The 24,594-nt window shown below is 38.1% G+C and carries 20 protein-coding genes, 1 tRNA gene and 3 rRNA genes; 7 read left to right on the top strand and 17 right to left on the bottom strand.

Features of this window, described 5'->3' with window-relative positions:
• Positions 1-307 precede the first annotated feature (307 nt).
• Together rpmB and rpmG are read left to right on the top strand one after the other, a co-directional pair.
• Positions 308-544, top strand: coding sequence for a 50S ribosomal protein L28 (gene rpmB, locus AC5LXV_RS03985; RefSeq protein WP_034884345.1), 237 nt, complete (start codon positions 308-310; stop codon positions 542-544).
• A gap of 15 nt (positions 545-559) precedes the next feature.
• Positions 560-727: a 50S ribosomal protein L33 gene (gene rpmG / locus AC5LXV_RS03980; protein WP_034884348.1), complete on the top strand. Its 168-nt coding sequence runs from the start codon at positions 560-562 to the stop codon at positions 725-727.
• 61 nt (positions 728-788) lie between these two features.
• Here rpmG and AC5LXV_RS03975 read toward each other — a convergent pair whose 3' ends face one another.
• Together AC5LXV_RS03975 and AC5LXV_RS03970 are read right to left on the bottom strand one after the other, a co-directional pair.
• Positions 789-1,733 carry an IS3 family transposase gene (locus AC5LXV_RS03975; protein WP_493467965.1) on the bottom strand — a complete coding sequence of 315 codons (945 nt, stop codon included), beginning with the start codon at positions 1,731-1,733 and terminating at the stop codon, positions 789-791.
• Positions 1,631-2,137 carry a helix-turn-helix domain-containing protein gene (locus AC5LXV_RS03970; RefSeq protein WP_493467432.1) on the bottom strand — a complete coding sequence of 169 codons (507 nt, stop codon included), beginning with the start codon at positions 2,135-2,137 and terminating at the stop codon, positions 1,631-1,633. Before AC5LXV_RS03970 ends, AC5LXV_RS03975 begins: the two co-directional genes overlap by 103 nt.
• Before the next feature lie 425 nt (positions 2,138-2,562).
• Between AC5LXV_RS03970 and AC5LXV_RS03965 the strand changes: the two genes are divergently transcribed.
• From AC5LXV_RS03965 to AC5LXV_RS03945, 5 genes are read left to right on the top strand one after another with little or no spacing between them, the layout of a single operon-like run.
• The gene (locus AC5LXV_RS03965) at positions 2,563-3,351 is read left to right on the top strand and encodes a DeoR/GlpR family DNA-binding transcription regulator (protein ID WP_493467431.1); all 789 of its coding nucleotides are present in this window, start codon (positions 2,563-2,565) and stop codon (positions 3,349-3,351) included.
• A gap of 58 nt (positions 3,352-3,409) precedes the next feature.
• Entirely contained in the window at positions 3,410-4,093 is a 684-nt protein-coding gene (gene alsE, locus AC5LXV_RS03960; RefSeq protein WP_493467430.1) for a D-allulose 6-phosphate 3-epimerase, read from the top strand.
• Between the two features lie 15 nt (positions 4,094-4,108).
• Complete coding sequence (locus AC5LXV_RS03955) at positions 4,109-5,038, top strand: ribokinase (RefSeq protein ID WP_493467429.1); 930 nt, start codon at positions 4,109-4,111, stop codon at positions 5,036-5,038.
• Positions 5,039-5,078: 40 nt separating this feature from the next.
• Positions 5,079-6,380, top strand: coding sequence for an L-fucose:H+ symporter permease (gene fucP / locus AC5LXV_RS03950; protein WP_493467428.1), 1,302 nt, complete (start codon positions 5,079-5,081; stop codon positions 6,378-6,380).
• Position 6,381: 1 nt separating this feature from the next.
• On the top strand, positions 6,382-6,792 hold the full coding sequence (locus AC5LXV_RS03945) for a VOC family protein (RefSeq protein WP_493467427.1): 411 nt from the start codon (positions 6,382-6,384) through the stop codon (positions 6,790-6,792).
• Between the two features lie 105 nt (positions 6,793-6,897).
• Here the strand turns inward: AC5LXV_RS03945 and gltP are convergent, their stop codons facing one another.
• The 15 genes from gltP to AC5LXV_RS03870 form a co-directional block, all read right to left on the bottom strand.
• A complete protein-coding gene (gltP, locus tag AC5LXV_RS03940) occupies positions 6,898-8,208 on the bottom strand; it encodes a glutamate/aspartate:proton symporter GltP (protein WP_110434717.1) in 1,311 nt (436 codons plus the stop codon).
• 91 nt (positions 8,209-8,299) lie between these two features.
• Complete coding sequence (gene gyrA / locus AC5LXV_RS03935; RefSeq protein ID WP_493467426.1) at positions 8,300-10,993, bottom strand: DNA topoisomerase (ATP-hydrolyzing) subunit A; 2,694 nt, start codon at positions 10,991-10,993, stop codon at positions 8,300-8,302.
• Positions 10,994-11,090: 97 nt separating this feature from the next.
• Positions 11,091-11,669: an SIS domain-containing protein gene (locus AC5LXV_RS03930; protein ID WP_493467425.1), complete on the bottom strand. Its 579-nt coding sequence runs from the start codon at positions 11,667-11,669 to the stop codon at positions 11,091-11,093.
• Positions 11,670-11,685: 16 nt separating this feature from the next.
• Positions 11,686-12,015 (bottom strand): YraN family protein, encoded by a 330-nt coding sequence (locus tag AC5LXV_RS03925; RefSeq protein ID WP_375335001.1) that lies wholly within the window; start codon positions 12,013-12,015, stop codon positions 11,686-11,688.
• Between the two features lie 7 nt (positions 12,016-12,022).
• Positions 12,023-13,924, bottom strand: a complete 1,902-nt coding sequence (locus AC5LXV_RS03920; protein ID WP_493467424.1) for a penicillin-binding protein activator — start codon at positions 13,922-13,924, stop codon at positions 12,023-12,025.
• Positions 13,925-13,944: 20 nt separating this feature from the next.
• The gene (gene rlmM, locus AC5LXV_RS03915) at positions 13,945-15,027 is read right to left on the bottom strand and encodes a 23S rRNA (cytidine(2498)-2'-O)-methyltransferase RlmM (RefSeq protein WP_493445808.1); all 1,083 of its coding nucleotides are present in this window, start codon (positions 15,025-15,027) and stop codon (positions 13,945-13,947) included.
• Between the two features lie 44 nt (positions 15,028-15,071).
• Positions 15,072-16,022, bottom strand: a complete 951-nt coding sequence (gene lpxL / locus AC5LXV_RS03910; RefSeq protein WP_110434634.1) for an LpxL/LpxP family Kdo(2)-lipid IV(A) lauroyl/palmitoleoyl acyltransferase — start codon at positions 16,020-16,022, stop codon at positions 15,072-15,074.
• A 243-nt stretch (positions 16,023-16,265) separates the two neighbouring features.
• Positions 16,266-17,060 carry a thymidylate synthase gene (gene thyA, locus AC5LXV_RS03905; RefSeq protein WP_110434633.1) on the bottom strand — a complete coding sequence of 265 codons (795 nt, stop codon included), beginning with the start codon at positions 17,058-17,060 and terminating at the stop codon, positions 16,266-16,268.
• Between the two features lie 2 nt (positions 17,061-17,062).
• The gene (gene lgt, locus AC5LXV_RS03900; RefSeq protein ID WP_110434632.1) at positions 17,063-17,926 is read right to left on the bottom strand and encodes a prolipoprotein diacylglyceryl transferase; all 864 of its coding nucleotides are present in this window, start codon (positions 17,924-17,926) and stop codon (positions 17,063-17,065) included.
• A complete protein-coding gene (gene rppH, locus AC5LXV_RS03895) occupies positions 17,923-18,495 on the bottom strand; it encodes an RNA pyrophosphohydrolase (RefSeq protein ID WP_110434631.1) in 573 nt (190 codons plus the stop codon). Before rppH ends, lgt begins: the two co-directional genes overlap by 4 nt.
• A gap of 97 nt (positions 18,496-18,592) precedes the next feature.
• Entirely contained in the window at positions 18,593-19,153 is a 561-nt protein-coding gene (locus tag AC5LXV_RS03890) for a YgjV family protein (protein WP_493467423.1), read from the bottom strand.
• Positions 19,154-19,265: 112 nt separating this feature from the next.
• A 5S ribosomal RNA gene (gene rrf / locus AC5LXV_RS03885) occupies positions 19,266-19,381 on the bottom strand.
• 134 nt (positions 19,382-19,515) lie between these two features.
• Positions 19,516-22,414 (bottom strand): 23S ribosomal RNA (locus AC5LXV_RS03880).
• A gap of 211 nt (positions 22,415-22,625) precedes the next feature.
• A tRNA-Glu gene (locus AC5LXV_RS03875) sits at positions 22,626-22,701 on the bottom strand.
• A gap of 53 nt (positions 22,702-22,754) precedes the next feature.
• Positions 22,755-24,292, bottom strand: a 16S ribosomal RNA gene (locus AC5LXV_RS03870).
• Together the 16S, 23S and 5S rRNA genes with 1 tRNA gene alongside form the textbook arrangement of a ribosomal RNA operon.
• Between the last annotated feature and the right edge of the window lie 302 nt (positions 24,293-24,594).

Raw genomic sequence — 24,594 nt, 5'->3', positions numbered from 1 at the left:
TAAGATTAAATCATTATATATTGAACAAAAACAATCCATATTATGCGATAATTATTTCGCCATAATAACCAATATAGGTTTATTAATCTTTTTTCAATTAAAAACTTATTTTCAAGCTTACTTAATATAATGCTTGAGAAATTGCCATTAAAAGCGTATACTTCGCTACCTCATTATTATGGGTGTAGTGTGAGAGGTTAGACTGCTTCTCAAATAGAACTGCAGCAAACTAAAAGCCTGACGAGGTTAATTCCATTAACATATTACGCCCAAGGCTTAAGCATAGAAATTTCGGAGAATTATTGACATGTCACGAGTATGCCAAGTAACAGGAAAAGGTCCTTTAGTAGGAAATAATCGTTCTCATGCGATGAATGCTACTAAACGTCGTTTTCTACCAAACCTTCAAACTCACCGTTTTTGGATTGAGAGTGAAAAACGTTTTGTAAAATTACGTGTATCAGCTAAAGGTATGCGTACTATCGATAAAAAGGGTATTGATGCAGTTTTAGCTGAACTTCGTGCCCGTGGTGAAAAGTACTAATAAGGAAACCATATCATGGCTAAAGGTGTACGTGAAAAAATTAGATTAGTTTCTTCTGCTGGTACCGGTCATTTTTATACCACTAGCAAAAACAAAAGAACCATGCCTGAAAAAATGGAGATCAAAAAATACGATCCCGTTGTTCGTCAGCATGTTGTTTATAAAGAAGCTAAAATTAAATAATTTTACTTATAAATAAAAAACCCAGCTTAGTGAAGTGACCCCATAAAGTTGGACACTTTTATTAAGCGGCTTGTAAGGCCTGATTTCGAAATTCAACCGGAGTCAGGCCTTTTAATTTGGCTTTAATCCGTTTGGTGTTGTAGTATTCTATATATTCTTCTATTTTTTCAATCAATTCATCTGCATCTTGAATGCATTGTCCATGGTACATTTCTGATTTTAATAGACCAAAAAAGTTTTCAGCTACCGCATTATCTAAACAATTTCCTTTTCTGGACATACTTTGTTTGATGCCATTATTAGCTAGTAGCTTCTGATAATGGCAATTTCTATATTGCCAGCCTTGGTCACTATGTAGTAACGGTTTTTCACACTGTTTTAATCGTGATATCCCTTTTTTAAGCATATCTGTCACCAAGGTCAAACGTGCATTTTTTGCCACTTTATAAGCGATTACTTCTTGATTATATAAATCGATAATGGGCGATAGGTAAATTTTCTGTTCATTTACCTTAAATTCTGTGACATCCGTTACCCATTTTTCATTTGGTTTCGATGATTCAAAATCTCTTTTAAGATAATTAGCTACTGTTTTACCTGTCTCTCCACGATAAGAACGATATTTTTTAGGTCTTACTGTCGATTTGAGATTAAGCTGACCCATTAAGCGTTGTACCGTTTTATGATTGAGCTTAATGCCTTCATTTATCAACGCTAAATGAATTCGCCGATAACCATAACGCCCTTTATGTTCATGGTAAATCGATTCTATACGCTTTAACTCATTTTCATAAGCAGACGGGGTTTTCAACCTATTAACATGATAATAAAAAACACTTTTTGCCAGTTTTGTTGCTGATAGCAAATGTTTTAAAGAATACTGATATTTAAGAGCTAAAACAACTAACGTTTTTTCTTTGTTTGTTGTCGTTTTGCTTGCTTCAGCTCTTCGAACTTTTTTAGAACAGCAATTTCTGCTCGTAGATAAGCAATTTCCTCTTTTAATTCTTCAATTGTTTTTTCATCATCACTGTGAGTGGGTTCAATACGGGTTCGCTTCATACATGGTCTTCCTCTGGAACGATATTCAAGCCCTCGGAAACCTTTTTTATGATATCTATCAAGCCAAACAAATAGAAGACCGGGGGAACTTAAATTAAGCATAGCACTAGTGTGCCCGAGAGACCAATTATTTGTCCACATTAATTTTAATGCTTGTAATCTTGCTTCGGCATGACGTAAATGAGGTGTTGGTTGAAAGGCGTTATCACCATGAATCGCAACCACTTGGGACCAATATCGAATCTGACGAGAAGATATCGCATATTTTTTTGAAAGAATTTTCGATGATTCTCCTGATAAGAATTCATTAGCTATGATAATTTTTAAATCTCGACTATATTTTGACATAAAAAGACCCCCAGTAATTGGTTGTCCAACTATTGGGGGTCACTTCATAGGCTGGTTTTTTTTATCGTTATAATAAATTATCTCCTACCGTCCATATAAAAAAGTACTTTGATTATCTACTAACTAAAAATATTTCCAGCTCATCAACACTCCACTTCAAAATAGACTACTATTAATTGATCGCAAAAGTTTCGGTCAAATTCGGTCAAAATCAGAGATGATTTTACCCACCGATTTTGACCGATTGTTTTTGTTTCAGGTGATAATAAGGATAAATTTAAGCAAATATTGCACTATTTAATATGCTAAATGTGCCCTTTATCACATTTTATTATTAACGAAACAAAACAGATAACAAAACAGATTCCATACACAAAACAGTAATTTTTACAAAGTTAAAATGACAAGGCAGTTAAGGAGATAATATGTTAATACTAGAACGGCAACAAATGATCATTCAATTACTCAGTCAACACACTAGTTTGACAGTAAATGATATGGCAAAACTCTGTTCCGTATCTAAAGAAACACTACGTAGAGATTTAAGAGCTTTAGAGGAAAAGGACTTGATTCGTCGCAGCCATGGCGGCGCAGTTCTTGCCTCTACTCTCTCTAGTGAACCTATAGTGCCTTCCATATTGAATAATAATCGCTCTTTCCGCCAACGGATTTTAGTTAATACAGAGGTAAAAACCCGCATCGCTCGAAAAGCACTACAGTTTGTGAATAATGCAGATCGTATCGCTTTAGATAGTAGTTCTTCTTGCTGGTTTTTAGCTCGACAACTACCAAATGTTGATATGACTGTCATCACTCATTCAATAAATGTTGTTCAAACATTAGCAGCTAAAAGCCAAATTCAAATTTTTGTTTTAGGTGGTGCCTATTTTGCCAAAAACGAAGATATGGTTGGCTCATTAACCGAAAAAATGTTGGCAGAATTTACTATAGATACCTTATTTATTTCTTGCGATGGCTTAGATTTTGATAATGGTTTAAGTGACAACAATGAATATCATGCTCATTTGAAGAAACAGATGATTTTAACAGCAAGAAAAATCATTGTATTAGCGGATTCAACCAAATTTAATCAAAACGCCTTCGCCAAAATATGTAACTTAGGCGATATTGATGTACTCATTACCGATAAAACTATCGATAAACTACTACAAAAAGAGATGGATTGGCACAGTGTTAAGGTGGTATTAGCTTAATTAAATATCTCTTCTTAACTAGATAAAAATGATGATTCTAGTAATAAGGAGAATAGTTATGCAGTATAAAATTTCCCCATCACTGATGTGTATGGATTTAATTAATATAAAAGAGCAATTAACATTTTTTAATCAACATGCTGACTTTCTGCATGTTGATATCATGGATGGCCATTTTGTTAAAAATATCACACTTTCAGCTTTTTTCATTGAACAAATAAAACCTCACACATCTATACCAATCGATGTCCATTTGATGGTAGAACACCCTACGGATTTTATTGATCAAATGGCAAATGCAGGTGCCGATTTTATTTGCCCTCATGCGGAAACAATTAATACTAATGCGTTTAGGGTGATTAATCATATTCACCAATTAAATAAAAAAGCAGGCGTTGTCATCAATCCGGCAACACCTATTGAGTACATATCAGAATATATTCATCTACTTGATAAGATCACCATAATGACCGTGGATCCAGGTTATGCTGGACAACCATTTATTCCTGAAATGCTACAAAAAATAAAAAAACTTGCTGAATTAAAAAAACGTAATAGTTACAAATTTCTCATTGAGGTTGACGGTTCTTGTAATGCCAATACTTATTATCAACTGCTCTCATCTGGAGCTGAAGTATTGATTATGGGGAGTTCAGGGCTATTTAAAAAAAATCTCTCTTTAGATGAGGCATGGAAAAAAATGACGGTTGATATCAATAACGCTATCCAAACTATCAAATAGTAAAAGGACAATTAAATGAAAGGAAAAGTTTGTGTTTTCGGATCTTTTAATCTTGATATAACAGCATTTTTAGATCGTTTTCCTATGCCCGGTGAATCACTCGTCGCTAAATCAAGTAAGATTTCAGCAGGAGGAAAAGGGGCTAATCAAGCAACAGCAGCATTGAAAGCAGGAGCAAACGTACATTATATAGGGAAAATTGGTGAAGATGATTTTGGTTATTTTGCTCGTCGTCATCTTAAAGAAGTTGGGTTTAATGCGGTAACCATATTAAGTTCAAATGAACGAGCTACGGGTAATGCATTAATTTATGTTGCAGGAGAAAGTGCCGAAAATATGATTTCTGTCGCTCCAGGTACCAATATGATTGTAACTGAAGAAGAAATTAAAAAATGTGAACCTGCAATAAAGTGTGCTGATGTGGTATTAGTCCAACTTGAAAACAACATTGCTGCGATTGAACAAGTTATTAATATCGCCAAAAATAACAACGCATTTACTATTTTAAATCCAGCACCATTTCAACCAGTAAGTGATGAATTATTATCAAAAGTTGACTTGTTAACCCCAAATGAAACCGAAACTTATCTTCTTACTGGGCAAAAAATTACCGATAAGGAAAGTGCCAAGCGTGCTGCCGATTATCTACATCAAAAAGGCGTTAAAAAAATCATCATCACGATGGGAGCAAAAGGTTCGTTACTTTCTGATCAGGCAACTAAAACTTGGATCCCTTGTTTTCCAGCAAATCCTGTTGATACCACTGGTGCTGGAGATGCTTTCAACGGCGCCCTAGCCGCTCAAATTGCTAATGGACAAGATATTAAACAAGCTGCGTTATTTAGCTCTGCTTTTGCAGCAGTGAGTGTCGAATATATTGGCGCAGCCTGTATGACGACCTACCAACAGGCAATTGAACGTATGCACAAACTTAGTGGTAATTAATAAATTATGACTAATTATTTTTGAATATTAAGGTTTTATTATGAATACGACAAATAAATCATCTACTTTAGATAGTAGTAGTTATTTAACCAAAACACCATGGGCAAAATTTATTTTAGTTTGTTGTTTATTTGCACTCTGGGGAATGGCGGTTAATTTAAATGATATTCTAATTGCACAGTTTAAAAAAGGGTTTGATCTTACTGATACCCAAACCGCTTTAGTACAATCAGTATTCTTTTTAGGATACTTTTTTATCGCCTTACCAGCAGCCGCGATAATAAAAAAATTCTCATATAAATTAGCGATTGTGATTGGTTTAATGTTATATGCGACTGGCTGTTTTCTATTTATTCCAGCCGCCTCATCAATGACCTATTATGCATTTCTTGGTTGCTTAGGCATTATCGCTTGTGGTTTGTCATTTCTTGAATCATCTTGTAATACCTATTCAAGTTTATTAGGACCAATAGAAACCTCAACACAGCGCATTAATTTCTCACAAATTTTTAATTCAGTAGGTGTTATCTTAGGTGTTCTAATTGGGCAACAATTAGTGTTTGGAAAAAATGATCCTAGCCATGCTGAATTGTTGCAAATGACACCAGAAGCGGCAGATGAAGCAAGGCACCAAATGGTTGGACAGGTAGTTACCCCCTATTTAATCATCGGTTCAATATTAGTTTTAATTGCGTTACTATTTATTTTTGTCAAATTTCCTGCATGTAAAGCTAGTTCGATAGAAAACCAAGAAAATGAAAATTTAATTCATTCTTTAAAACGACTTTTTGCTATTCCTCGTTTTACTTTAGGTATCATTTCTCAGTTTTTATATGTGGGTGCGCAAGTCGGCGTCTGGAGTTTTACTATTCGCTTCGTCCAACAAGTGGAAGCCGGCACGTCAGAACATAATGCGACTTATTGGTTACTAATCTCGCTACTTTTCTATGCATTAGGCAAAGTGGTATCTACATTTTTAATGAAAAAAATAACTCCAGCTAAATTATTAAGCATATTTGCTCTGCTAGCGGTGTTCTTATTAGCAATAGCAATAATGAGCTCGGGTATCATCGCTATCGCAACATTAACTACTATTAGTTTTTGTATGGCGCCTGGATGGCCAACTAATTTCGGATTAACCATTAAAGGAATGGGTAAAGATACGCAAACTGCCGGTTCTATTGTCGTCATGTCAATTATTGGTGGTGCCGTTATTCCTCTCATTATGGGGATTATTTCTGATGTTAATCAAGGAAACATGCAAATCGCATTTATCGCCCCATTATGCTGTTTTATCTACGTCGCATTTTATGGTTACTATTGTTCAAGAAAAGGTATCTAATATGAATAATTTAATTACAGGTATTGCTCATTTAGGTTTAAAAGTTAGTGATATTGATGAATCGTCAGCTTTCTATCAAACCTTAGGATTTAGTGTTAGAGAAAAATTTGCAAAAAAAGGCGAAAATGGCGAAGTACATGTAGCGTTTTTAACTTCGCCAAAACTTACTTTAGAACTTTATCAATTACCAGATTCTATTGATAATAGTTTATCTCAATCTCGCAATGGTATTGAACATTTTGCACTGGAAGTAAATGATATTGGCAAAATGCTTAATAAAATAAAAGCACTCGGTTACGAAATTAATGAAGGGCCGGTTTATGAGAAAAGAGAGTATTGTGAAGTAAGCTTCTTTCTTATTAGTGGTCCTGATGGTGAGCGAGTTGAATTTGATATGACAAGATATTTCTAATCATTATCGCAATAAATAATGAGAGAATTATCAATAAAAAAACTACCGGTAAATACAGGTAGTTTTTTATTTGAAAAAATACGCTAAGACAAGATAACCGTAGAATTATTTTAAATATTGTTGTTCATATGCTCTGGCTTTTTTATCATCAAAAATATGTTCCCAACGAGCTATAACAATCGCAGCTAATGCATTACCAACAACATTAACCACCGTTCTCCCCATATCTAAAATACGTTCAACGCCCATAATATAACCGATACCTTCAATTGGAATACCAACGCTACCAAGTGTTGCAGATAACACTAAAATTGAAGCACCTGGCACACCGGCGATACCTTTTGAGGCAATCATCAACGTGATAACGATAATAATTTGATCTAAGATACTTAAATCCATTCCAAACAGTTGCGCTAGGAAAATAACCGTAATACTTTGATATAGTGTTGAACCATCAAGATTAAATGAATATCCAGTCGGGATAACAAAACTTGTAATGGCTTTTGGCGCCCCATAAGCTTCCATCTTTTCAATGATCTTCGGTAAGGCTGTTTCAGAACTTGCTGTTGAAAACGCAATAACTAGTTCTTCTTTTAATATTTTTAATAAGGTAAAAATATTAAATCGACACAATTTACAAACCAGACCTAATACGACAATGGTAAATATGATCATTGCAGAATAGACAGTTACAATTAATTTTAATAATGGTAGTAAAGAAGAAAAACCATATTTAGCAACAGTTACCGTAATTAATGCAAATACACCAATTGGCGCATAACGCATAATCATATTGGTCACTTTAAACATTGTATCTGATACTACTTTTAAGAAGAACACAAACGGTTCACGTTGCTTATCTGGTAAAGACATTAAACCTAAACCAAAAAATACACAAAAGAAAATAACCGGTAACACGGCACCATCCGTCATCGCTTTAAATATATTGGCAGGTATCATATCTAAAATCATGACAATCAAACCATGAGGTTTACCGCTTAACTCTTCGGCAGCTTTAGTATATTTACTAATATCAGTGGTAGCTAAATTTGAAGAGTCAATTCCAGCACCTGGTGCGAAAATATTGCCCCATAAAAGACCTAATAAAATAGCAATCGTTGTAATGATTTCGAAATAAAGGATGGTTTTAAATCCTAATGTCCCTAAACGTTTAGAACCACCAATTCCAGCAATACCTAATGTCAGCGTACTAAGTATAATTGGTAGAACAATCATCTTAATTAAACGAATAAAAATATCACCTGCTGGTTGGAAGATATTAACAATTGAAAATTGGTAATATGAATGTAAAGCATGATTAGGATCAGCAAGTTCGTACAGAAAAGCACCTGCCACTATACCTAAAATCAAGGCAATTAAAATTTGCCAAGCTAGATTAGTTACGATTTTTTTTATTGAGAAAGACATGTAATTCTATTCCTTTTCACGGTTCTCGAAAACAAAAAAGGATTAGCAACACACACTAATCCTTTTTTATAATTAAAAATTATTCTTCGGATTCTTGAGCGGAATCATCACTGCTGTTGACCTCTTGGGACAATTCCGATTCATCATCATCTTCCGTTTCAGCGATTCGTTGTAATCCGACAACTTTTTCGTTTTCGGCTGTTCGAATCAGGGTTACCCCTTGAGTATTTCGACCGACAATGCCGACTTCAGATACACGAGTACGAACTAAAGTACCTGCATCAGTAATCAACATGATTTGGTCAGTTTCCTCAACTTGCACTGCACCAACTACTGCACCATTGCGCTCACTCACTTTAATGGAAATTACCCCTTTAGTAGCCCGTGATTTAGTTGGATATAACTCTTGTTCGGTACGTTTACCGTAACCATTTTGCGTTGCAGTTAGGATTGCGCCATTTCCTCGAGGAACAATAAGTGATACGACTTTATCATCGCCTTCTAATTTAATACCTCGAACCCCTGTCGCAGTTCGTCCCATACAGCGAACTTTATTTGCAGGGAATCGAACAACTTTACCATTAGCAGAGAACAACATAATGTCTTCTGTATTAGAGATTTGCGAGACTTCTTCATCATTTTCAGTCTCATCACCAACGACATCATCATTCAGTTCTTCATCATCAACGGTATCAGACGTTTCATTACTGGTTAAATCAACGCCAATAAGCTCATCATCATCGCGCAGATTAATAGCGATAATGCCACCACTTCGCGGACGACTAAATTCAATTAGTGAAGTTTTCTTAACCGTACCTTGAGCTGTAGCCATAAATACACAATGTTCATCATCAAACTCACGAACTGGTAAAATTGCGGTAATACGCTCATCTTCCTCAAGTGGTAATAAGTTAATAATTGGACGACCACGAGAACCTCGACTGGCTTCTGGTAATTGATACACTTTCATCCAATATAATCGACCACGACTAGAGAAACAAAGGATAGTATCGTGAGTATTGGCAACTAATAGCTTCTCAACAAAATCTTCCTCTTTAATCTTTGTTGCCGATTTGCCTTTACCACCTCGACGTTGCGCTTCATAATCAGAGAGTGGTTGATATTTGACATAACCTTGATGAGAAAGTGTTACTACCACATCTTCCTGAGCAATCAAGTCTTCAATATTGATATCCGCGCTACTTGCGGTAATTTCTGTTCTTCTTGCATCTTGGAACTGATCGCGAACCGCTTCAAGTTCTTCACGAATAACTTCCATTAATCGTTCTGGGCTTGCAAGAATATGTAATAAACCACTAATTTGAACTAATAACTCTTTATATTCATCAAGAATTTTTTCATGTTCAAGACCGGTTAAGCGATGTAAACGAAGATCTAAGATAGCTTGAGCTTGAGCTTCGGAAAGATAATAATGACCATCTCGAATACCAAACTCTGGTGCTAAATCTTCAGGTCGAGCGGCATCATCACCCGCTTTTTCAAGCATTGCAGCGACATTACCAAGCTGCCAAGCTTGCGATAATAATTTTGCTTTAGCTTCAGAAGGTGTCGCAGCAGCCCGGATTAATTCAATTACAGGGTCGATATTAGCTAATGCGATAGCTAAACCTTCCAATACATGCGCTCGCTCACGTGCCTTACGAAGTTCATAAATAGTTCGACGCGTTACCACTTCACGACGGTGAAGAACAAACGCTTCAATCATTTCTCGTAAGTTTAATAATTTAGGTTGACCTTTATGTAAGGCCACCATATTAATACCAAAAGAGACTTGTAGTTGAGTTAATGAGAAAAGATTATTTAAAACAACTTCACCCACGGCATCACGTTTAATTTCAATTACGATACGCATACCATCTTTATCTGATTCATCGCGTAGCGCTGAAATGCCTTCAATTTTTTTATCTTTAACTAACTCAGCAATCTTCTCAATTAGCTTTTTCTTATTAACTTGATAAGGAATTTCATTAACAATAATCGTTTCACGACCACTATGATCATCAACTTCAATCGTCGCTTTAGAACGAATGTAGATGATACCACGGCCAGTCCGATACGCATTTTCGATACCTTTGCGACCATTAATTAAGGCCGCAGTAGGGAAGTCAGGGCCATGGATATACTCCATTAAGCCATCAACAGAGATATTCTCATCTTCAATAAATGCCAAACAACCATTAATCACTTCAGCTAAATTATGCGGAGGGATATTGGTTGCCATACCAACAGCAATACCAGATGACCCATTGATTAATAAATTAGGAATACGCGTTGGCAGCACGTCAGGGATCATTTCTGATCCATCATAGTTTGGCGAGAAGTCTACTGTTTCTTTATCTAAATCCGTCAACAATGCCCCTGCAAATTTTTGCATACGAATTTCGGTATAACGCATTGCCGCAGCAGAGTCGCCGTCAACAGAACCAAAGTTACCTTGGCCATCAACAAGCATATAACGTAATGAGAATGGTTGAGCCATACGAACAATAGTGTCATAAACTGCGGAATCACCATGTGGATGATATTTACCGATGACATCACCAACAACACGAGCAGATTTTCGGTAAGGTTTATTCCAGTCGTATCCAGCTTCATGCATAGCAAATAAAACCCGTCTATGTACAGGTTTTAATCCGTCACGGACATCAGGTAAAGCACGCCCGACAATAACAGACATTGCATAATCAAGATAAGAGGATTTTAATTCATCTTCAATATTGACGGGGGTTATTTCTTTCGCTAGTTCGGTCATAACACCAAGTTCTCTTATTAATTCAAATCTTAAAATAGCTTATAATTATAGCACAAAAATCGCTATTAATGCAGAACTAAACTGTTTTTATTTCAACTTATTCTGTATGAATAAACAATGTATTTTCAATTAATTGGCATAAGCAGTTTAAAATCATTGCATGCATTTCGTAAGCCACCACTTTTTTGAAAGATGGAACTCTAATTTCAATATCACTCTGCCCAAGTAAACCTATTACTTCACCGCCATCAAATGCGGTTAGTGCCACTATTTTCATATCTTTAATTACCGCTTCTTGAACTGCACGAATAATTGAACGACTATTACCTTCACAACTGGATACAATCAAAATATCACCTTGTTGTCCTAAGGCTTGAATTTGGCGTGCATATACCTCTTCATGATTAGCTATCGCACTTAACAACACATTGTCGGAAACTAAAGCTATAGCAGGAATACTTGGCCTTTCAATATCAACACTAGTAATTAAGCGTGAAGTAAAGCTTTGCACATTGGCAGCTGCAGCACCATTACCACACCCCATAATTTTATTACCATTTAGTAAACCACCAACAATGATATTAGCTGCTTTTTCAATTGCAGAGCCTAGCGATTCCGCCATAACAATTTGAGTTTGAATACTTTCAGTAAAATAATTTTTTATTAAATCTTGCACGTTTTTCACCTAACTATTAAAACGCATTAATTATCCATTTTTGATTTTTTCCGGTTATGGCAAAAACATCAAACCTAAAATCTGTATCTTCAATATTTAAATTGTTCTCTAACATCCAAAGTTGTGCAGCTTGTTTAATTTTGAGCTGTTTTTGGGATGATATGGTCATCTCAGCTTCACCAAAATTAGCATTTTTACGATACCTAACTTCAACAAACACTAAGCTGGTATTGTCTCGCATAATTAGATCAATTTCACCGATTTGATATTGGCTATTTTGCGCGATTAACAAAAGACCTTGCTGAGTCAAAAATTGGCAAGCAATTTGTTCATAATGCTTGCCAATTTTTTGGCTATTTGCTTTGTTGTTCAGACGGTTCAGATGCCTCTGTTGTCTTGGTTGATTCAGAGGTTTCAGATGTTTCAGATGTTTCATAAACATATTGCTGCCAAGAAAGCTCTCGAGTGACTTCACATTGACTACTTGTTGACAATTTACCGGTTAAACCATCTAACAGGTTAAGTTGGTAAGAATCAAGTTGATTAAAGCGATTCGCTAATCGCCAAGCATCAATACCCATAGCGTATAATCGGGTTAAAGAATAATCCTGCTTAATATTTTCTGGTATATTTGATGATTGTGTTTCGGTTAAATCAACAATCAAAGGAATATCCGCATATTCAGTTTGATTCATTTCATAATTAAAGTCATTAGAAGTACTACCTACATGACTTTTAGAACTTGAATAAAGCGCGATAGCGGAAGATCCATTACCAATACTTTGGTTAGTACCCAAATCAAGTAGTGGTTTTATTAAAGTTAATTCGTCATATGATGCATATACATAAATCGCGTCAAAACCAGTATAACTTGATGATGTTGTCGCACTGCCATCATCAAAAGAGATTGGACGACCAGTTAATTTTATACCACTGTTATGATTCATATTACTTCTTAAAGTATCAACACTACCAACATATTGAACATAAGCTTGTGATGAACCGCCAGCAATTTGCGCCCATTGCTTAGCAAAGTTTTTAGCAACCCGTCGACCCAAATCATTTTCTGTTACAATTAAGAGTGGTTTTCGTTTATTTTGAGCAAAAATATGTTCAGCAGCATCTCTTGCTTCATCTTCAGGTGAAAGGGTAAAGAAACACATCTTATTAGAGGGAACTCTACCATCATCAACTTTGTTCAAAGCCAGAACAGGAATTGCTGGTGCCAACTGTTTTATTTTAGCTACATTTTCTTTCAATAGTGGACCAACAATTAAATCAACGTTTTGTTCTTTCACTTGTTGTAGCAAACTATCCATTGATGAAATTGATGTATCTAAGAGGACGATATTTTGTTGTGGCTCCTCAGGATAAAATTTAGTTGCCTCAACATAGCCTTGACGAATGGTATTACCAAATATTTTAGAAGGTCCATTTAATGGTAATAATAATGCCACTTTTTTAGTAGTTACATTATCAACCGATAGCGTCTGTTGACCTGTATACATTGAAACTAGTTGTTGCGCAGGATGATTTGGATACTTTGATGCCCAATCTAAAATAGCTATTTTTAGTTGATTTTCTTGGTAACTATTTCTTGCATTAACGTCTTTAGACGTATCCCCTTCTTGAATCTCTACTTTTTTATTATTACTTAGGTATACATAACTTAAATCAATCCAACCTTTTAATATTGCTTCATCTTCACGGGCAGAAATTTTACTTATTTGACTGCCAGATAATTTGCTAAAGAAATTCCAAGTATTATTTAGTACTTGTTTTTGCTGTGCCTCTGAGGCAAATTTTTGTAAAAATAAATAGTCGTGCGCTTGTTGATCAATATTTCTAGCTTGGCGATCAAAAACTAATTTTATTAAGTAATAACGATAAGACTGAGAATCATTTAATTGATCAGCAGATAACTGATTAAGATTAAATGGCTGTCCTTTTCTAATCGCGATTTCGCCTTGTGACAACAATAGATCTTTTTGCTGTTCAGGACTGAGGTTAGTCGGTAGTTGAGATAATAAACTGTTTGCTTGCGAAAGTTTATTCTCATTTATCAATGCGCGGACAGTTAATAATTGCCAATCAATTTTTTTACTTCCTGAGCTAGCTTCAGCTTGCGACAAATAATAATTTGAATCTTTAGTTTCATCAAAATTAGCACTTTTCGATAAAGTAAGATTACATGCGCTTAACAACGAAAAAAATACTAACATTGTAATAGTATAAAAGGATTGTTTTATTTTCATACCCATTCTCTTATAAATTTTCATCCCCAAATTCGTTGAACGTGAACAGTCACTTCTTCACGATCGTGATAAAGCTGTTTCGCCTGAATTTGTACATTAATTTGATTCTTTTTTAGTTCTTCTATTAATAATTGTAAATTTTGCTTTACTTCTTCATAACGTTTCTTCATTGGTAACTTGAGATTAAAAATTGTCTCTCGGCACCAACCATTAATCAGCCAATTGGCCATTAATTCTGTTACTTTAGCTGGTTTTTCAACCATATCACATACCAGCCAATAAATATTATGCTTTTTAGGTATAAATTTGAAGCCATCTTCACGAAAATGTTTAACTTGCCCAGTTTCCATTAGTTTTTCATTCATCGGACCATTATCTATAGCATATACCATCATGCTTCTTTTGACTAATTGATAAGTCCATCCTCCTGGACACGCGCCCAAATCAACAGCGTTTAAACCACCTTTTAATCGTTCATCCCATTCCTCATAGGGAATAAAAATATGAAAAGCTTCTTCTAATTTTAACGTTGAACGGCTTGGCGCATCAGCAGGAAATTTTAATCTCGGTATTCCCATATAAAAAGGCGAATTATTTTGACTTAAGGAATATCCTACATAACAACTATTATTGCTAATAAATAAAAGATGAATTACTGGTCTTGAGGCATTTTGAACTTTTAACAGGATACGTTTATTGCGTAAAGCTTGACGAAGAGGAACAGTAAATTTTCGACAAAATCCCGCTAATTGTTTACCTTCATTGGTATCAGCTACTTCTACTCGCAAATCACCAGCTTTGTCAACAATACCCGATAAAGCATCAATTATTGGTGTAATACGGTCTTCGGTTGGTAAATCAACTAATAATTCCCCTGCAACAAACATTTGTCTGGCAAAAATAAGCGTTCGAAAAGGAATTTCTTTAATCAATAATTGCGCGTCACCATCTTGATAGCATTCAAATATCACATAACCGCTGTTTTCTTTGACTTTGGCAAATCCAAATATCTCTTTTTGTGTTGCTCTATCCGTTATTTCTGCGGCACACTCTTTTTCGAATCCCGGCCGGCAATACAAAATTATTTTATTTAGTTTTTGCATATCGTATTTTTTCGTTTTTCCCAATTAAGACAAAAATTATCATATTAATCTGATTGAACTTTATCTGTATACAAAGGCGCTTCACCTTTAGGTCGAGTTTTGAATCGTCGATGCAACCACATGTATTGTTCTGGCGCTTGCAAAATTTCTTGTTCGATAGCTTTGTTCATAAACGTAGCGGCTTGCACATCATCATCAATAGGATAACCTTTAAGCTCAGGGGTGACATAAACAGTGTAATGACCATTTTTCTCACGTTTTGGTGTGAAAGGTATAATTGCCGGTTGACCTAATTTAACCAAAATTCGTGTTCCAATTGTGGTTGCGGCTTTTTCTACCGCAAAAAGTGGTGCAAATACACTATTTTTAGGACCATAATCGTGGTCAGGTGCATACCATAGTAATTCACCATTTTTTAAAGCTCTGATCATGCCTTTGGTATTATAGCGATCTAACATATATTTATTTGATTTTAAACGTCCTTTTAACTGCACATAATCCATAACTGGATTATCGTTTGGTCGGTAAACGCCAACACCAGGATGGCTCATACCTAAAATACGCGCACCTAACTCTAAGGTTAAAAAATGAATTCCAATTAATAAAACACCCTGTCCTGATTGTTGTATCTGGGTGATATGTGAATCCCCTACAATTGAAGAGTGTTTAGCTAGTCTTTTGTCTGACCAAAACCAAGCCATACCCGTTTCAAAAATTGCCAGCCCGGTCGAAATAAAATTATCTCGTAAAATTTTATCGCGTTCTTGATCGGTTTTCTCCGGAAAGCATAATTTTAGGTTTTGTCGCGCGGTTTCCTTACGCTTACCAATTAATCTCATCGAAAGTAATCCCAAACCTTTTCCTAATTGATAAATCATTGGATAAGGTAACAAAACGATGAGATATAAAATACTAATAGCAAACCATGTTAACCAGTAACGAGGATGCAATAGTCGTTTTGTAAAATTAGGATGAATTTCTTGATTATGGTTCATATTAAGATTAAATAACGATTTAAATGAAGTTGATTATTATATACCAATCTTGAGTTAAGCGGCAGAAAAATAAACTAATTAAGCATGATAGAAAATCTTTTAGCCACTAAATTTTTAAAATAATGTTAGTTCAAAAAAGAATAGGGAATAAGGATTAGGGATTAATTAACTAATCCCTACTCTTTAATTTTTACTCATTGTTAAAGTAAAAATAACATGCTTATAAAGACTATTCATTAAATTTTAAATTGCTACCGGTGCCTTAATAGCAGGATAAGGGTCATAACCAACAATTTCAAAATCTTCAAATTCATAATCAAAAATCGTCGGCGGCTTCCGTTTTATGACCAATTTAGGTAATGGCCGCGGATCACGACTTAATTGTAAATGTGTCTGTTCCATATGATTAGCATAAAGATGTGTGTCGCCGCCAGTCCAAACAAAATCCCCTACTTGTAAATCACACTGCTGAGCAATCATATGGACCAGTAGTGAATAACTGGCAATGTTAAACGGTACCCCTAAAAAGACATCACATGATCGTTGGTAAAGTTGACAAGAAAGCTTACCTTGAGCAACATAAAACTGAAAAAAAGCGTGGCATGGCGCCAATGCCATCTGATCTAGTTCACCAACATTCCATGCCGAAACTATCATTCGTCTAGAGTCAGGATCATTTTTAATTTGTGCAATTAATTGAGAGATTTGATCTATTTGGCGACCATCAGCGGCCCCCCAAGCACGCCATTGCTTACCATAGACCGGGCCAAGATCACCGTTTTCATCAGCCCATTCATTCCATATGGTTACTTTATTATCTTTTAAATAATTAATGTTGGTATCACCTTTAAGAAACCAAAGCAATTCATAGATGATTGAACGTATATGGCATTTTTTTGTTGTCACTAATGGAAAACCATCTTGCAAGTTAAACCGCATTTGATGACCAAAAATTGACAAAGTACCCGTCCCTGTGCGATCTGATTTAGGTGTTCCTTCATCTAAAATTTTTTGCATTAGTGCTAAATATTGTTTCATTTTCAAATAGCCTTATTGTTAAATCTATATGCATATAAAAGCATTAAGACACCACCAATAATCATTGGTAGGCAAAGGATTTGCCCCATACTAATAAAATTCAGAAATAAACCTAACTGTTCATCTGGTTGTCTAAAGAACTCTATAATAAATCTAAATATTCCATAGCAAACTAAAAATAGCCCGGACACCGAGCCGGTTGGACGAGGTTTACGAATAAAAAGATTTAATATAATAAATAATACGATGCCTTCAAATACCATTTCATAGAGTTGTGAAGGATGCCTTGGTAAAATGCCATTAAGTTGGCTATACAATGAAAACCATTCCGGATGCGATTGCACAAACATAAAATCAGCATGGCTTGAAGTTGGGAATAACATACCGATTGAAGAGTTAGTTACTCGCCCCCAGAGTTCACCATTAATGAAATTACCAAATCGACCAAACATTAGGCCAATAGGAACTAATGGCGCCACAAAATCACCCACTTGCATAAATGTTTTTTTGGTCTTTTTAGCAAATATAGCAATCACGCAAATCGCACCAATTAAACCACCATGAAAAGACATACCGCCTTCCCAAACTTTGAATAAAATAGCCGGATCATCAATAAATGCGTCAAAGTTATAAAATAATATATACCCCAGTCGTGCGCCGATAAAGAGTCCTAAAAACCCCCAAAATAATAGGTTTTCAACTTGTTGTGATGTCCAATTACTATTCGGCTTATTCGCACGACGCTTAGCTAAGTATAAAGCACCTAGTACGCCAAATAAATACATTGCACCATACCAATGCAAGGAAACCGGGCCGATTGAGAAAGCAATTGGGTCGAAATTAGGAAATTGTAAAAATTGATTCATTTTTTAACACGCTGTTTATTTTTTCGTTTGTGAGCAAAAAAGTTAGACCGTTTTTTCTTAAAAAGATTTGTAACAGGCTCTTCAATTTCAGATTGTATAGTAAATACAGGCAAAGAAAACTCTTTCATTGCTTTGCGATAAACATCACGCTTAAAAGCAATAACCTGCCTTATAGGATACCAATAACTTACCCATTTCCAATCATCAAATTCTGGAGTCGGTGACATATTTAGGTTTATTACTGAGGTATCTGAAATTAACTCAATTAAAAACCATTTTTGTTTTTGACCGATACATACTGGTTGATTATCCCATCGAATCATTCGTTTCGGTAGTTTATATCGTAACCAACCATTGGTAACCGACAAAATTTTTACATCTTTGGGTTGTAACCCCACTTCTTCATTAAGTTCACGAAACATTGCCTGTTCTGGCGTTTCATTTAATTTTATTCCGCCCTGAGGAAATTGCCAAGAGTTCTGCCCATAACGCCGAGCCCAAAGCACTTGACCACACCTGTTACAAATAACGATTCCTACATTTGGACGGTAGCCATCATTATCGATCACTGACTACCTCAAAAATTTATTTTTTTATATAGTTGAATTGTTTCATACATGCAACAATAAATAAATAGCAAAATGAGATTAATCGGTAAATCTAATATTATAAAGGTGGTTTTTTAGATAATTTAATAATGGTAATAATATTAATTATCGCAAATGTAACTTCTATCGCTAGGCTACCTAAAGAGCCAATCCATAAACTATAAATGATCCATAAAGCACTACTTAACAAAATAAGTAATCGCATCTTCTGCTGTTCAAAGCGAAATAGTGCAATAGTGACTAATGTAGTACCAATAACCGAGAAATAATGGATGAATTGCTTCCAATCAGGCGTCGTGAAAAAATAAAATAGCCACATTAACGCAATAAAGAACAACATTGCTAAATAATTTTTAGTATAGGTAGAAGTCACATTCCTAAAAATATTAACAATATTAAGTATAGCGGCAGGATAAGATTCAGGACCTAATAAATAAAAATGCAGCGTCATAATGATGTTAACAATAGTTAATTGCCAACGGAAAGCATTATCATTACGTTGTAAAAAGGCACTAACACCGACAAGATAACCTAATATACCAATTAGTTGCGGAACTGTTGTGTATTTTTCAATAAAATCTGATCCAAAAAATTGATATAAGAAGTTTAAGCTATCCACTGTTTGCTCCCTAGACAAATGGATCTGAATAATAGATTGTTCATGAATATGCTTTTACTAATCCTAGAATGCAAAAAAGCCCAACATTGCTGCTGGGCTCGTATATTTAAAAGTCTGGCGGCACCCTACTCTCACATGGGTAATACCCACACTACCATCGGCACTACGGCGTTTCACTTCTGAGTTCGGCATGGGGTCAGGTGGGACCACCGCGCTATTACCGCCAGACATATTCTGTCTTCTCTTATCTCAATTGCTGCGCATTATCTCATATCCACAACAATCCCTCAATCCGGAACAAACTGTTTGATTATCTCATAATCAATCTTTATCTTCGCGTATCCAAAACAACTCCGAGTTGTAAGGTTAAGACTCTCGGTTCATTAGTATCAGTTAGCTCAATGTATCACTACACTTACACACCTGACCTATCTACGTCTTAGTCTCAAACGGACCTTACTGATTCTCATCAGGGAAAACTCATCTCGAGGCTAGTTTCGTACTTAGATGCTTTCAGCACTTATCTATTCCGCACGTAGCTACCGGGCAATGCAATTGGCATCACAACCCGAACACCAGCGGTGCGTTCACTTCGGTCCTCTCGTACTAGAAGCAAACCCTCTCAATTTTCCTACGCCCATGGCAGATAGGGACCGAACTGTCTCACGACGTTCTAAACCCAGCTCGCGTACCACTTTAAACGGCGAACAGCCGTACCCTTGGGACCTACTTCAGCCCCAGGATGTGATGAGCCGACATCGAGGTGCCAAACACCGCCGTCGATATGAACTCTTGGGCGGTATCAGCCTGTTATCCCCGGAGTACCTTTTATCCGTTGAGCGATGGCCCTTCCATTCAGAACCACCGGATCACTATGACCTACTTTCGTACCTGCTCGAGCCGTCACTCTCGCAGTCAAGCTAGCTTTTGCCATTGCACTAACCTCCTGATGTCCGACCAGGATTAGCTAACCTTCGTGCTCCTCCGTTACTCTTTGGGAGGAGACCGCCCCAGTCAAACTACCCACCAGACAGTGTCCCTTACCTCGATTCAGAAGTATAGGTTAGAACATCAAACATTAAAGGGTGGTATTTCAAGGTTGACTCCATGCATACTGGCGTACACACTTCTTAGTCTCCCACCTATCCTACACATTAAGGCTCAATGTTCACTGTCAAGCTATAGTAAAGGTTCACGGGGTCTTTCCGTCTTGCCACGGGTACACCGCATCTTCACGGCAAGTTCAATTTCACTGAGTCTCGGGTGGAGACAGCCTGGCCATCATTACGCCATTCGTGCAGGTCGGAACTTACCCGACAAGGAATTTCGCTACCTTAGGACCGTTATAGTTACGGCCGCCGTTTACTGGGGCTTCGATCAAGAGCTTCTGCTTACGCATAACCCCATCAATTAACCTTCCAGCACCGGGCAGGCGTCACACCGTATACGTCCACTTTCGTGTTTGCACAGTGCTGTGTTTTTATTAAACAGTTGCAGCCAGCTGGTATCTTCGACTGATTTCACCTCCATCCGCGTGGGACTTCAATTACCATCAGCGTGCCTTCTCCCGAAGTTACGGCACCATTTTGCCTAGTTCCTTCACCCGAGTTCTCTCAAGCGCCTTAGTATTCTCTACCTGACCACCTGTGTCGGTTTCGGGTACGATTAACTATAACCTGAAGCTTAGAGGATTTTCCTGGAAGCAGGGCATCAATTACTTCAGCACCTTAGTGCCTCGTCGTCACGCCTCAGAGTCTTAGTGACCGGATTTGCCTAATCACACCCCTACACGTTTAACCCACCATCCAATAGGTGGTAAACCTAGCCTTCTTCGTCCCCCCATCGCAGTTATAGCCAGTACGGGAATATTAACCCGTTTCCCATCAGATACGCCCTTCGGCCTCTCCTTAGGGGTCGACTCACCCTGCCCCGATTAACGTTGGACAGGAACCCTTGGTCTTCCGGCGAGCGGGCTTTTCACCCGCTTTATCGTTACTTATGTCAGCATTCGCACTTCTGATACCTCCAGCACACCTCACAATGCACCTTCAACGGCTTACAGAACGCTCCCCTACCCAACACACTTTCGTGCGCTGCCGCAGCTTCGGTGCATAGTTTTAGCCCCGTTACATCTTCCGCGCAGGCCGACTCGACTAGTGAGCTATTACGCTTTCTTTAAATGATGGCTGCTTCTAAGCCAACATCCTAGCTGTCTAAGCCTTCCCACTTCGTTTCCCACTTAACTATGACTTGGGGACCTTAGCTGGCGGTCTGGGTTGTTTCCCTCTTCACGACGAACGTTAGCACCCGCCGTGTGTCTCCCATGATTAAACTTGTCAGTATTCGGAGTTTGCATCGGGTTGGTAAGCCGGGATGGCCCCCTAGCCGAAACAGTGCTCTACCCCCAACAGTTACTCATGAGGCGCTACCTAAATAGCTTTCGGGGAGAACCAGCTATCTCCCGGTTTGATTGGCCTTTCACCCCCAGCCACAGGTCATCCGCTAATTTTTCAACATTAGTCGGTTCGGTCCTCCAGTTAGTGTTAACCAACCTTCAACCTGCCCATGGCTAGATCACCGGGTTTCGGGTCTATACCCTGCAACTTAACGCACAGTTAATACTCGGTTTCCCTTCGGCTCCCCTATTCGGTTAACCTTGCTACAGAATATAAGTCGCTGACCCATTATACAAAAGGTACGCAGTCACTATTACCTAATGGTAACAGCTCCCACTGATTGTACGTACACGGTTTCAGGGTCTATTTCACTCCCCTCCCGGGGTTCTTTTCGCCTTTCCCTCACGGTACTGGTTCACTATCGGTCAATCAGGAGTATTTAGCCTTGGAGGATGGTCCCCCCATCTTCAGACAGGATATCACGTGTCCCGCCCTACTCTATAAGCTTCCACATAATGTATCTTCGTGTACGGGACTTTCACCCTCTATCGTGCGACTTTCCAGACGCTTCCACTAACACAATATGCTACCCGCTTGGGCTCCTCCCCTTTCGCTCGCCGCTACTTAGGGAATCTCGGTTGATTTCTTTTCCTCGGGGTACTTAGATGTTTCAGTTCTCCCGGTTCGCCTCATCTGACTATGTATTCATCAGATGATAGTGCAGTCGCCTGCACTGGGTTTCCCCATTCGGACATCAACGGTTATAGCGCCTTTTATCGACTTACCGTTGCTTTTCGCAGATTAACACGTCCTTCATCGCCTCTGATTGCCTAGGCATCCACCGTGTACGCTTAATTTCTTAACCTTACAACTCACAGTTGTCTTGGTTTTAATTACGCTTTCTTCTCTTTCTTATCTCAAACTAATATATTTTCATATATCAATTTGCCATAAAAACGAGAACTCGTTTCTTTCAGCTTGTTCCTAATTGTTAAAGAGCTTTATCTTTCTATTCATTCGAATATCAAATAAATACAAACATAATTTTTTTTGAAAAATAGCTTCATCACATTTTATGGCGTCCCCTAGGGGATTCGAACCCCTGTTACCGCCGTGAAAGGGCGATGTCCTAGGCCTCTAGACGAAGGGGACTTAACTATTTTTCGATAAACAAACAATCTGTGTGAACACTTACGAGCTCTTCGTAAGGAGGTGATCCAACCGCAGGTTCCCCTACGGTTACCTTGTTACGACTTCACCCCAGTCATGGACCACACCGTGGTAAACGCCCTCCTTGCGGTTAAGCTATCTACTTCTGGTGCAACCCACTCCCATGGTGTGACGGGCGGTGTGTACAAGGCCCGGGAACGTATTCACCGTGACATTCTGATTCACGATTACTAGCGATTCCGACTTCATGGAGTCGAGTTGCAGACTCCAATCCGGACTTAGACGTACTTTGTGAGGTCCGCTTGCTCTCGCGAGGTCGCCTCCCTTTGTATACGCCATTGTAGCACGTGTGTAGCCCTGGTCGTAAGGGCCATGATGACTTGACGTCGTCCCCACCTTCCTCCGCTTTATCAACGGCAGTCTCCTTTGAGTTCCCGACCAAATCGCTGGCAACAAAGGATAAGGGTTGCGCTCGTTGCGGGACTTAACCCAACATTTCACAACACGAGCTGACGACAGCCATGCAGCACCTGTCTCACAGTTCCCGAAGGCACTCTCGCATCTCTGCAAGATTCTGTGGATGTCAAGACCAGGTAAGGTTCTTCGCGTTGCATCGAATTAAACCACATGCTCCACCGCTTGTGCGGGCCCCCGTCAATTCATTTGAGTTTTAACCTTGCGGCCGTACTCCCCAGGCGGTCGATTTATCGCGTTAGCTTCGGAGCCCATCACTCAGGGCAACAAACTCCAAATCGACATCGTTTACAGCGTGGACTACCAGGGTATCTAATCCTGTTTGCTCCCCACGCTTTCGCATCTCAGCGTCAGTATCTGTCCAGAAGGCCGCCTTCGCCACCGGTATTCCTCCACATCTCTACGCATTTCACCGCTACACGTGGAATTCTACCTTCCTCTACAATACTCTAGTTAACCAGTTTTAAGTGCAATTCCTAGGTTGAGCCCAGGGCTTTCACACCTAACTTAATTATCCGCCTACATGCCCTTTACGCCCAGTCATTCCGATTAACGCTCGCACCCTCCGTATTACCGCGGCTGCTGGCACGGAGTTAGCCGGTGCTTCTTCTGTAATTAACGTCAATTGATGCACCTATTAGATACACCACCTTCCTCATTACCGAAAGTACTTTACAACCCGAAGGCCTTCTTCATACACGCGGCATGGCTGCATCAGGGTTTCCCCCATTGTGCAATATTCCCCACTGCTGCCTCCCGTAGGAGTCTGGACCGTGTCTCAGTTCCAGTGTGGCTGGTCATCCTCTCAGACCAGCTAGAGATCGTCGCCTTGGTAAGCCTTTACCCTACCAACTAGCTAATCCCATATGGGTTCATCAAATGGCGCATGGCCCGAAGGTCCCATGCTTTGGTTTCTCAACATCATGCGGTATTAGCAGTCGTTTCCAACTGTTGTCCCCCTCCATTCGGCAGATCCCCATACTTTACTCACCCGTCCGCCACTCGTCATCAAGTGCAAGCACTCATGTTACCGTTCGACTTGCATGTGTTAAGCCTGCCGCCAGCGTTCAATCTGAGCCATGATCAAACTCTTCAATTTAAAGTTTGATGCTCAATAACTGTCTCTGACATATTCAAATGAATCTTCAGTGTCACTTATCAAGACTTAATTTTTTTAGTCCGTAGACTTTTAATTTTTCGTCTCGTAAGTGCCCACACAGATTGTCTGTTTCTTCTTTTTAAAGAGCTGACAGCTTATTAATTAACTTCACAATTTCTTGTTTTAGTTTGCTGTCTCAAGGGCTGCGTATACTACGCTACACTTTTTCATTCGTCAAGATCTTTTTTTAAAATTTTTGACCTTGCTCACTAACACTAGTTTTGTCTGCTTATCGCTGACGC

The sequence above is a fragment of the Gilliamella sp. LMG 34359 genome, assembly GCF_984569085.1.
The sequence above is the reverse complement of the archived record's forward strand: the minus strand, read 5'-3'. Positions and strand labels throughout refer to the sequence as shown.